Raw genomic sequence first — 10,870 nt, forward strand, 5'->3', positions numbered from 1 at the left:
CGATGACAAATCAAAACTCCCCGGAAATCCCCTCTTACACTTGGAATCGTCCCATCGGTTTAGGCTGGGACAAACCTTATACCGTCCGCTACGCCAGCAATCTTGACGATGGCCCTTGGCATGGAATGCCTTTGGGTGGTTTTGGTGCAGGCTGTATTGGGCGTTCTTCGAGGGGAGATTTTAACCTGTGGCACATCGATGGCGGTGAACATATCTTTAAAAATGTTCCTGCTTGTCAATTCAGTGTGTTTGAGTCGAATGGTACATCTTCTCAAGCCTATGCTTTATCTACTCAATCACCGGAAGATGCTAGTCTCCAGGCTTGGCAATGGTATCCAGCCAGTAGTGAGTCAACTTCCACAGGGACATATCATGCTTTATACCCACGTAGTTGGTTTGTGTATGAAAATGTCTTTCAAGCAGAATTAACTTGTGAGCAGTTTTCGCCAATCTGGGCAAATAATTATCAAGAAACTAGCTATCCTGTGGCGGTGTTTGTTTGGAAGGCGCATAACCCCAGTAATGCACCAATTACTCTCAGCATTATGTTGACTTGGGAAAATATGGTGGGCTGGTTTACTAATGCGTTGAAGTCGCCAAAAATCAAAATCCGCGATGATGGTAGCCCAGTTTATGAGTATCAGCCACGCTGGGGTGAAAGTCAGGGAAATTACAATCAGGTAGTGGAAAATTCGGAATACTTTGGTTGTTTCTTAGGAAGGGTTGGAATTACTGAACCTTTGCAGGAAGGTGACGGGAGTTGGTGTATTGCAACGGTGAAACATCCGCAAGTGGAAGTTTTTCACCACAGCAAATGGCATCCTGGAAGTACAGGTGAGGAGGTATGGCAAAGCTTTGCTAGTGATGGTTCTTTGCCTAATTATCTAGATACAAATCCAGCAGTAGAAAATCAACAATTAGGAAGTGCGATCGCAGTTCGCTTTACTCTCCAACCAGGGGAAACTTTAGAAATTCCTTTTGTGTTGGCTTGGGATTTGCCTGTAACAGAATTTGCGGCGGGAGTGAATTATTACCGCAGATATACAGATTTCTTTGGTAAAAATGGTAATCATGCTTGGGAAATTGCGACTACTGCTTTAGAAAATTATCAAACATGGCGATCGCAAATTCAAAGTTGGCAAGCACCAATTCTCAACCGCGAAGATTTGCCTGATTGGTTCAAAATGGCCTTATTTAACGAGTTATACGACTTAACTAGCGGTGGTACTCTCTGGAATGCAGCATCAGAACTCGACCCTATCGGCCAGTTTGCCGTGCTGGAATGTTTAGATTACCGTTGGTATGAAAGTTTAGATGTGCGGTTATACGGTTCCTTTGGGTTGCTGTTGCTGTTCCCCGAATTAGAAAAGTCTGTGATGCGGGCTTTTGCTAGGGCAATTCCTCAAAGTGATGACCATCAGAGAATTATTGGCTACTACTATACCATTGGCGCAGATACAACCACCGCCGCCCGTAAGGTTGCAGGTGCAACACCCCACGATTTAGGCGCACCCAATGAACATGTTTGGGAGAAGACGAATTACACCTGTTATCAAGACTGTAATTTGTGGAAGGATTTAGGCTCTGATTTTGTTTTGCAAGTTTACCGCGATTATTTGCTGACTGGTGCTGATGATATAGAATTTTTGGCAGATTGTTGGGATGCAATTGTCCAAACTCTCGATTATCTGAAAACTTTCGACAAAGATGGTGATGGTATTCCAGAGAATTCTGGCGCACCAGACCAAACCTTTGATGATTGGCGGTTACAGGGTGTGAGTGCTTATTGTGGTGGGTTGTGGTTGGCGGCTTTGGAAGCGGCGATCGCAATTAGTGATATTTTAATAACGAACCGCCAAGGTGTAGAGGGCGCAGAGAAACAGAAGTCTATCTATGAGAAATGGTTAGCGCAATCTCGTCCTATCTATGAGGAAAAGTTGTGGAACGGGCAGTATTATCGGTTAGATAGTGGCAGTGGTTCTGCGGTGGTGATGGCAGATCAATTATGTGGGCAATTTTATGCCAGATTATTAGAACTACCAGATATTGTACCGAGCGATCGCGCCCTTTCTGCTCTCAAGACTGTTTATGATGCTTGTTTCTTGAAGTTCCAAAATGGTGAATTTGGTGCGGCGAATGGTGTACTTCCCGATGGTTCCCCAGAAAACCCCAAAGCCACCCATCCTTTAGAAGTGTGGACAGGAATCAATTTTGGACTAGCGGCGTTTCTCGTGCAGATGGGAATGCAGGATGAAGCTTTGCGAGTCACACAAGCTGTTGTGCAGCAAATTTACAACAACGGCTTGCAATTCCGCACACCAGAAGCTATCACCGCCGCCGGGACTTTCCGCGCCAGTACTTATCTCCGTGCAATGGCGATTTGGGGTATTTATTTAGTGATGAGTAAATAGTAAATAAGATTTAGATTGGTTCTGAGGCTGAAGCTTGGAGTTCTGAAAAAGTAACTCCGAGCTTTTTTTATTAAAAAAATATTTGCAAATAAAAATAAAGTCCAATTATTGTTTACATCAATATAATTATACTTAATACTTATTATTAAATATTTATATCTTGTCAAGGTTTTATTGAGTTGTTTAAGTTGTATTCTAAAAAACAATGTCATAATTCCATGACATTAAGCTTGCTTTCTAAAATGGCATAAATATTTAATATGATTTATTTTCTAATAGTTGTTTTTTCTAATACCAATTTAATGTGAAGTCGCACATATTTTGCTTCCCTTAAATTCCCCTGAAAAAGGGTAGGTAGTGCGTTGGGCGGATTTCCTGACTTGTAGACGCGCTCGGCGCGGCTTCTCGCAGAGTAGCATCTGCCGTGGACTTTGATATATGTTTTTCCGGTTCCCCTCTTTTGAAGGAGGGCTGGGTGGATTGAGCAAATTACTATAGCACTCCCTAATCTGCTGAGGTACTGAATACATTTTTTTACTTCTCATAATCAATCATGAAAAGCTTTTTACCAAAAAAACAAATCAATTACATATATATCAAAAAGCTTCACTATAAATTACATAGTTATTACTTCAAAATTCGCGCAAATAAACGCTCATTTTCTTTAGATATACCTCATCATAAACATATTTTTTGGAGTTGGTGCGGTAGTTTTTTTGGCATAGCTTTAGCAGCTTACCTTTCTGTCAAAACCAATTCTCCTTTACTAATCGCTCCTTTTGGCGCTACTAGCGTTTTGATTTTTGGTGTACCTGATAGTCCCTTGGCTCAACCTCGTAATGTAATTGGTGGTAATTGTTTGGCTGCTATGGTCAGTCTGATGGTTCTGCATGTTTTTGGTTCAGAACCTTGGGCAATGGGAATGGCAGTTGCTACTGCTATTGGAGTGATGCAATTAACTGCAACTTTGCATCCACCTTCTGGTGCAGTTACATTAGTTGTAATGATGACTAAAGCTCCTTGGGAATTTCTTGTAACTCCTGTACTAGAAGGTTCTATTATTCTTGTATTGTGTGCTGTGATTTTTAATAATCTAGCAAAAGATAGAAGTTATCCAAAATACTGGTTATAAAACAAAAAGAGACACGAAAATTCGTGTCTCTTTGTAAAATCTGGCATTGCTGAATGAGGGGATGAATTTGATGTCTTGGAAATTTTTAACTCCTTATTCTCTCTGAGTCTTTGCACCTCTGCGTGAGATAAATCATCCCGCAATTCTGCAACGCCTAAAATCTTATTTGCTGAATTATTTAAGTTTCCAGCACTTCTCGCAACAGAGAAGCCAATTTATCCGCACTATCAGGAACTGCGATCGCTTTGGCATTTTCCCCCATTTTGGTTAGCTCTGCGGGATTTTGCAATAACTCTAAAACTTGAGTTTGCAATTTTTCGGCGGTTAATTCCGATTGTTTGTAAGTAATTGCTGCACCAGCGTTAGTAAATACCTCGGCGTTATAAGATTGATGATCTTCCGCCGCAAAGGGGTAAGGAATCAAAATTGCGGGTGTGCCGCACACAGCTAATTCTGTTAAGCTACCAGCACCAGAACGACTAATTGCTAAAGTTGCACGTCGCAACAGCGCCGCCATATTGTCATAAAAAGGTAACTCTATATATTGCGAATGTTTAAAAATCCCGGCATCGGGATCACGATCGCCTGTTAAATGCACAATATAAGCACCAGTATCTAACCAAGCACTCGCAGCTTGACGGACGAATTTATTCACAGCCACAGCGCCTTGACTACCCCCAAAAACCACAATTAACGGCACATTTTCACGAATATTTAAATCTAACGGGGGAACTTCTGCTGCTAAAAATTGCGATCGCACTGGTGTACCAACACAAACATTTTTGGCCTTGGGTAAATACTTAGCAGCCGCTTCAAACCCCAGCGCCATTGCATTGCACCAAGGGCCAAAAAACCTTGTTACTTTTCCTGGTAAAGCGTTAGATTCGTGAAAAACTACAGGTAACCCCAAAGAACGCGCCGCAATTACCGCAGGCCCCGCAATATAACCGCCTGTAGTAAACACCCCTTGAAATCGACCCTGTTTGAGAATTCGTCGAACTTCTATAATCGAACCAGTGAGTTTACCCAAAATCTTGAGAGATGCAAGTCCGAACCCTTGCTGGAACCCTTCAACTTCAATAATATTCAAGGGATACTGTTTGGGAACAAGTTGCGTTTCTAGTCGATTCGGCACACCCAACCATTCAATTTCATAGTTTGGCAGTTTTTCTGCCAGTGCGATCGCCGGAAACAAATGTCCACCAGTCCCACTGGCAGCTATGAGTAATCTTATCGGTGCGTTTGTCATCAAACCTCTACCGTTTAGCGCCTAGCTTAACTAAGATAAAACAATTTCCCGACCTTCATGAATAAAATCAGTAAACTGTTACCAATGACTAACATTATTCCTATATTCCGCAAACGCCAACCCCGATTTTTAACTCCAAGTTGGCTGTTATTATCGCTACTCACACTTGGTTTAACTAGCAGTTTACACAGTGTGCAAGCCGCTACTCCCCAAGCTCCACCAGCAGAACTAAATAATTTACTAACACAAATTGATACAGCCGCTAATAAAGGCAATGCTCAAGCCGTACTTCAATTCTATAGTCCCAATTTTACCAATGGAGATGGCTTAAACCGTACAAACTTGGAAAAAGCCCTGGTGACTCTTTGGAAACAATACCCGCAATTACGCTACACCACAAAGCTGCAATCTTGGAAAGCTGAAGGTAATGCCATTATTGCCGAAACAGTCACTAACATTTCTAGCGCCCCATCTACTAACGCTAATAACTTGGCGTTGAATGCCACAATTACATCCCGTCAAAGAATTGCAGGCGGTAAAATTGTCAGTCAAGACATCTTAGGAGAACGGACTCTGATTACTAGAGGTAATCAGCCACCCCAACTTGATGTTAAATTACCCCAGCAGGTAAAAGTTGGGCAGCAGTATAGTTTTGATGCCATTGTGAAAGAACCACTGGGAGAGGATTTTCTGCTAGGAGCAGCAACGGAAGAACCTGTCAAAATCGAAAAATATCTCAACCCCGCACCTTTAGATTTGCAATTACTCACATCCGGCGGCATTTTTAAGGTTGGACGCGCCCCAGCAACACCCGGTAATCACTGGATTTCCGCCGTAATTGTTCGCGGTGAAGGAATCACAATGGTAAGTCAGCGTTTAAGAGTGGTGAAAAATTAGTCATTAGTCATTAGTCATTAGTCATTGGTTTGTACTTGACTGTTGACTCTTAACCATTGACCATTGACTCTTGACCATTGACTCTTGACTAACAATGATTTCTCTACAAAATCAAATTGTGTTCATTACTGGCGCAAGCAGTGGAATTGGTACTGCTTGTGCCAAAGTTTTTGCAGGTGCTGGTGCAAAGTTAATTTTAGCGGCGCGACGGCTGGAACGTTTGCAGCAGTTAGCAGACAGCTTAAATCAAGAATTTGGTACAGCCACTCATTTATTACAGCTAGATGTGCGCGATCGCCCTGCGGTAGAATCAGCAATTAATCATCTGCCTGCTGAATGGTCGAATATAGATATTCTTATCAACAATGCTGGTTTGAGTCGCAGTTTAGATAAGCTGCACGAAGGCGACTTTCAAGACTGGGAAGAAATGATAGATACCAATATCAAAGGTTTACTTTACCTCACCCGCTATGTCGTTCCCGGAATGGTCAGCCGTGGTCGAGGTCATGTGGTAAATCTTGGTTCCATCGCCGGACATCAAACTTACCCTGGTGGAAATGTTTACTGTGCAACAAAAGCTGCGGTTAAAGCCATTTCCGAAGGTTTAAAACAAGACTTGTTAGGTACTCCAGTCCGCGTCACATCTGTTGATCCTGGTATGGTAGAAACGGAATTTAGTGAAGTGCGGTTTCATGGCGATACAGAACGCGCCAAGCGAGTTTATCAAGGCGTAAATCCCTTAACGGCTGATGATATCGCTGATGTGATATTTTTCTGCACCACGCGATCGCCCCACGTTAACATTAACGAAGTCATCCTTATGCCAGTAAATCAAGCCAGCGCCACTCTCGTTCATCGCCATAATTAAGTACTTTGTATTACTGCTAAAATTTATATACTTAGTACTAAATTTGTAGGTTGGGTGGAACGAAGTGAAACCCAACAAATACCAGGTTTTAAGTCTTAGCTTTGATTTCTCAATCCAACCTACATCTGTAGATTTTTTTAATTAGTATAATGTAATTAGTGATGAAATTATTCCCGAATCACATCGCAAAGGCTTAGAAAAATAAGGAACATTCGGAGTCATTTTTGGCTGTGTAGTGATGATGTTTTTAGATATTTCTCTGGGATAATTTGGCTAGTGATAAAGTTAAATAACTAGTTAATTTTTCATTGGTAATGGGTAAAAATCTGATTATATTTCTCAAAAAACAGTACACCTAAAAATACAGTTTATAGAGGCTAGAGGCTAGTGACTAGAGTTTAGTACAGGGTGGCATAAATAAACAGACTATCAGAAATTGTTAAAATGTTTGTGGTAGGCTATTCTTTATTTTGCCTTTTGACTTTTGCCTTGTTGTACTAGAGTAATGTACTTCATTGAGATGAAAAATGCTGTAATTCAATACGGTTCAGATATATCATTTTCTAGTCTCATGAGGTACAAACTTATCTGTTTCATCTGTGGTTAATTATTCTTGCTTTTATCCTACTAGAATGAGAACCGCTATAAAAAAACTAAACTACAATAACACCAGCAAATTAGGACTCAATAAAAAACAAAAAAATGATTTTGGAGGGGGTTTGGGGGACGCAACCGTCCCCCAATCGGGGGTATGGGGGAGAATCCCCCAAATCTTGCTGATTGTCTGATAAGTAAAGCAGAAATTGAGCAATCAACTCTCATCACCTTAACTTAACTGTATTGAAATATAATTTGTATGTATCACTTGTGAATAATATTCCTATAGCAATTTTCATTCCAGTGAGTTACATTTATCCAGCCTTTAGCCTCTATTCCCTATCTACTTGTACTGCACTCAACTGATAAATGTTATAACATTGTCTAATAAAAAAGGGATGAGTAAATCATCCCTTTCTATAACCAACTTTATCTACACCCATAACAATCAGAAAACTCGGAAAATAAACGGATAACGGAAAGGTTCATCAGGATTACTGAAGCAGTGTAAAAGTGCAACAATTGTTAATCCCCAATGTAATAAAAAGCCAAAAGCAACAACGGGAAAAAACAAAATTCCACCAATACCAAAAGTCAACCAAGATAAAACAGCAATGGGAACACCAATTACAGTTGCCCAAAACCAAACATTGAAGTGAAAATTAATTGATTCTTTAGCGTTACTTTTAACAACTGGGTCATCCGAGATAATGTTAATAACAATCGGTACACCAACCGAAAACAACGCCGTACTAAAAAAAATCGCCCCATGACACAGAGATGATAGCAACTTGCGCTTATCAGAATCGTATGAAACTTGCATCTTGCAAGACTCCTCAATTTGTTTCTTGTCTTTTATTCTAAAGGCTATTTGTTAAGCATTGTATGGTAGTTTACCGTACTCAGTAAATTCTCGACTATTTCTTAACTATTGATTAACTTTGCTGCTACTTATTAAAATATGAATAATGGTGTTTACCGTACCTCCGGGTTAAAAGTTTCTTTCGTTCATTTACCCCTAACTAAACTAAGTTGAATAATCAACTCAAGCGTCTCAATCTCAGGACTGGTTGACTATGTATCAAACTGACCCACCGCGCCCTCCCAAAGAATTCTTACCCACAATGTATGACCTCAAGAGTGAAGATTCAGAGGAGCCTGGTTTGCCAGATCAGTTTCATTTATTACAACCACGCTTGTTAGACGAAACATTTCGTCCGCCAAATTACCCCAGCGACCAAGTATTTACCGCTAGTGACTTAAACTTATATTACGATTTGCGTCATCCATTGTGGTACAAGCGACCAGATTGGTTTGCTGTTGTGGGTGGTTCGCGGCTTTACGAACAAAGAGATTTGCGTTTAAGTTATGTGGTTTGGCAAGAGGGAGTAAACCCCTTTATTGTGATTGAATTGCTGTCTCCTGGTACAGAAAAAGAAGATTTAGGTCAAACCCTGCGAGATATAGAACAACCGCCTACAAAATGGCAAGTTTATGAACAAGTTTTGCGAATTCCTTATTACGCAATTTTCGATCGCTACAAATATGAGTTAAAAATCTTTAAATTAAATGGTGGTCATTATACTGAAGTAGCTTTAACAGAACCACGCTTTTGGATACCAGAATTAGAATTAGGCTTGGCTATATGGCAAGGTTGCTATCAAAGTGCTGAACAGCCTTGGTTACGTTGGTATGATCATCGAGGCAATTGGGTATTGACTCCGACTGAACAAGAAAGTCAACAAGTACAATACGAAAGACAACGCGCCGAACAGGAACGACAAAAAACAGAAAGATTAATTGCACAATTGCGATCGCTTGGCGTTGAACCTGATTTAGACTGATGAATGTTAAATCATGCACTCATCAATGCTTAAGGGAGAAATTTTACTAAAAACTGGCACTTTATGGACAAGTGTCAAAGATACTACGTTATATGCTCTCAAATGTGGGGCATTGCTCTCTATTCCGACAGAATTTGAATTTGTTGAGCAAGATGGCGTTAACTTTCTAGTCCGAATTTTATCGAATCTAACCCGCAAAGACACAGCCAAGAAACAGCAAGATAAACAAACTACTGTTGGTAAGGATTTCAACCCTTTCCTTCCCTATGAACAAGATTTATTCGTGGCGGAAATTTCCGATACTCATGTTTGTATTTTGAACAAATTCAACGTTGTTGACTATCATCTGCTGCTCATTACCCGTGCTTTTGAAGAACAAGAAAGCCTACTCACACCAGAAGATTTTGCTGCTTTATTGGCTTGTTTAGCTGACTTTGATGGTTTAGCTTTTTACAACAGTGGTAAAACCGCAGGCGCTAGTCAGCGACACAAACATTTACAGATAGTACCTTTACCACTCGCTCCTGCTGGAGTGCAGATACCTATTCAACCATTATTAGCATCAGCAGAATTGAAAGATGGTGTAGGAAAAATATCGCAACTACCGTTTGTTAACGCCTTTGCAACTTTAGATCCTAATTGGCTAGAATCTCCGTTAACCTCAGCAGAAGCGATTTGGCAGGTATATCACAATTTGTTAAGTGCTGTGGGGATAGAAATAGTTGATAGTCAAACACCATCTGCGGCTTACAACTTACTAGTAACTAAAGAATGGATGTTAATCGTACCGCGATCGCAAGAAAAATACCAATCCATTTCTGTGAACTCATTAGGATTCGCTGGTGCATTACTAGTACGAAATGAACAAGAAATGCAACTCCTCAAAAACACAGGGCCAATGACCATCTTGAAAGAAGTGGCTGTCCAAGAATCAATAGTCAATAGTCATTCCTAACTCCCCCTTGTCTCCCTTGTCTCCCTTGTCCCCCTTATCTCCCTTGTCTCTCCCACTCCCCAATCGCTATCAAGCCTGTCTCCCACTCTCCCCTTTCACAACCGCAGATGCTATCAGATGCGACAAACGTAAAGCCTCTGGAACATGACCACAGTCTGTCAACTGTTGAAGTACTTGAGCTGTAATATCAGGTTCGGCACCACAAACCTGAAAATAAAACGGTGGATATTCATAAACAGTACCAGCACGATGTATTATTTCTAATCTTTTTTCAGGATGTGGTAATCTCTGCATCGCATAAATCATTGCGTTCAACTTAGGTTGCTTTCGCATCACAGCAATGCAAGGCCTTTCTAATCTTTCCGCTAATAATGGCAAATCAACTATATTAAAACCGCCTAAAGAAATTCCATCTAACAACACTACATGCAAATGCGGTAAGAACTTGCCACCAATTAGCATCTGACACAGCTTTTCAGTTGCATCCCAACCATCAGGTTGTATTTCTCCCCAAACCATCCCCTCAAAGCGAGTATCTGCACATATTACACCTGCAACACCCACAGGTTTATCTGCACTTCGTATAAAAGGAGCATCATCAAACCCTACAGCTCTAATTGTGCGGTGATTTTTGAGCAGAGCTTCTAATTCCATCAATATTTTTAATTAGTTTGATTCTTAGAGAGTCTACCAAACAATGATTATAATCTTTTAGCTTAACGAAGAAAAAAGCCCTCCAAAATGGAGGGCTTTTTTCTTCACTCTTCTACTTTATGAGGCTATAACATTGCTATCAGAGCAAATTAGCCATTGATAGCAGGAGCAGAGATAGCAACAGGAGCTTGCTCACCAGCAGCCAAGTCTAAGGGGAAGTTGTGAGCATTGCGCTCGTGCATTACTTCCATACCCAAGTTAGC

Annotated in this window: 9 protein-coding genes and 1 pseudogene; 6 read left to right on the forward strand and 4 right to left on the reverse strand. The window is 40.8% G+C overall.

Going from position 1 to position 10,870, the window contains the following annotated elements; genetic code table 11:
• Window positions 1-2: 2 nt before the first annotated feature.
• Window positions 3-2,411 carry a GH116 family glycosyl hydrolase gene (locus H6G75_RS11005; RefSeq protein WP_190979971.1) on the forward strand — a complete coding sequence of 803 codons (2,409 nt, stop codon included), beginning with the start codon at window positions 3-5 and terminating at the stop codon, window positions 2,409-2,411.
• Between the two features lie 553 nt (window positions 2,412-2,964).
• Window positions 2,965-3,543 carry an HPP family protein gene (locus H6G75_RS11010; RefSeq protein WP_190979972.1) on the forward strand — a complete coding sequence of 193 codons (579 nt, stop codon included), beginning with the start codon at window positions 2,965-2,967 and terminating at the stop codon, window positions 3,541-3,543.
• A gap of 178 nt (window positions 3,544-3,721) precedes the next feature.
• On the opposite strand, the gene murG is transcribed toward H6G75_RS11010, so the two are convergent.
• Window positions 3,722-4,792 carry an undecaprenyldiphospho-muramoylpentapeptide beta-N-acetylglucosaminyltransferase gene (murG, locus tag H6G75_RS11015; protein WP_190979973.1) on the reverse strand — a complete coding sequence of 357 codons (1,071 nt, stop codon included), beginning with the start codon at window positions 4,790-4,792 and terminating at the stop codon, window positions 3,722-3,724.
• Between the two features lie 84 nt (window positions 4,793-4,876).
• On the opposite strand from murG, the gene H6G75_RS11020 reads away from it, so the two are divergent.
• Window positions 4,877-5,689: a nuclear transport factor 2 family protein gene (locus H6G75_RS11020; RefSeq protein WP_190979974.1), complete on the forward strand. Its 813-nt coding sequence runs from the start codon at window positions 4,877-4,879 to the stop codon at window positions 5,687-5,689.
• Between the two features lie 94 nt (window positions 5,690-5,783).
• Window positions 5,784-6,557, forward strand: a complete 774-nt coding sequence (locus tag H6G75_RS11025) for an SDR family oxidoreductase (RefSeq protein ID WP_190979975.1) — start codon at window positions 5,784-5,786, stop codon at window positions 6,555-6,557.
• Between the two features lie 1,045 nt (window positions 6,558-7,602).
• On the opposite strand, the gene H6G75_RS11030 is transcribed toward H6G75_RS11025, so the two are convergent.
• Window positions 7,603-7,977 (reverse strand): DUF4870 domain-containing protein, encoded by a 375-nt coding sequence (locus H6G75_RS11030; protein ID WP_190979976.1) that lies wholly within the window; start codon window positions 7,975-7,977, stop codon window positions 7,603-7,605.
• Window positions 7,978-8,230: 253 nt separating this feature from the next.
• Here H6G75_RS11030 and H6G75_RS11035 point away from each other — a divergent pair, with 253 nt between their 5' ends.
• Together H6G75_RS11035 and H6G75_RS11040 are read left to right on the forward strand one after the other, a co-directional pair.
• Window positions 8,231-8,998: a Uma2 family endonuclease gene (locus H6G75_RS11035; RefSeq protein WP_190979977.1), complete on the forward strand. Its 768-nt coding sequence runs from the start codon at window positions 8,231-8,233 to the stop codon at window positions 8,996-8,998.
• A 25-nt stretch (window positions 8,999-9,023) separates the two neighbouring features.
• Window positions 9,024-9,953 (forward strand): phosphorylase, encoded by a 930-nt coding sequence (locus tag H6G75_RS11040; protein WP_190979988.1) that lies wholly within the window; start codon window positions 9,024-9,026, stop codon window positions 9,951-9,953.
• A 69-nt stretch (window positions 9,954-10,022) separates the two neighbouring features.
• On the opposite strand, the gene H6G75_RS11045 is transcribed toward H6G75_RS11040, so the two are convergent.
• Together H6G75_RS11045 and H6G75_RS11050 are read right to left on the reverse strand one after the other, a co-directional pair.
• Window positions 10,023-10,607, reverse strand: coding sequence for a DUF99 family protein (locus tag H6G75_RS11045; protein WP_190979978.1), 585 nt, complete (start codon window positions 10,605-10,607; stop codon window positions 10,023-10,025).
• Window positions 10,608-10,756: 149 nt separating this feature from the next.
• Window positions 10,757-10,870, reverse strand: a pseudogene (locus tag H6G75_RS11050) (photosystem II q(b) protein); the annotation flags it as partial.

This window comes from Nostoc sp. FACHB-280, assembly GCF_014697615.1.
GTDB lineage: Bacteria > Cyanobacteriota > Cyanobacteriia > Cyanobacteriales > Nostocaceae > Nostoc_B.

Bases quoted from the DNA above. Each gene is read 5' to 3' on its own strand.
- H6G75_RS11010 (WP_190979972.1), top strand. From the start codon at position 2,965: ATGAAAAGCTTTTTACCAAAAAAACAAATCAATTACATATATATCAAA.
- H6G75_RS11020 (WP_190979974.1), top strand. From the start codon at position 4,877: ATGACTAACATTATTCCTATATTCCGCAAACGCCAACCCCGATTTTTA.
- murG (WP_190979973.1), bottom strand. From the start codon at position 4,792: ATGACAAACGCACCGATAAGATTACTCATAGCTGCCAGTGGGACTGGT.
- H6G75_RS11035 (WP_190979977.1), top strand. From the start codon at position 8,231: ATGTATCAAACTGACCCACCGCGCCCTCCCAAAGAATTCTTACCCACA.
- H6G75_RS11030 (WP_190979976.1), bottom strand. From the start codon at position 7,977: ATGCAAGTTTCATACGATTCTGATAAGCGCAAGTTGCTATCATCTCTG.
- H6G75_RS11045 (WP_190979978.1), bottom strand. From the start codon at position 10,607: ATGGAATTAGAAGCTCTGCTCAAAAATCACCGCACAATTAGAGCTGTA.
- H6G75_RS11040 (WP_190979988.1), top strand. From the start codon at position 9,024: ATGCTTAAGGGAGAAATTTTACTAAAAACTGGCACTTTATGGACAAGT.
- H6G75_RS11025 (WP_190979975.1), top strand. From the start codon at position 5,784: ATGATTTCTCTACAAAATCAAATTGTGTTCATTACTGGCGCAAGCAGT.
- H6G75_RS11005 (WP_190979971.1), top strand. From the start codon at position 3: ATGACAAATCAAAACTCCCCGGAAATCCCCTCTTACACTTGGAATCGT.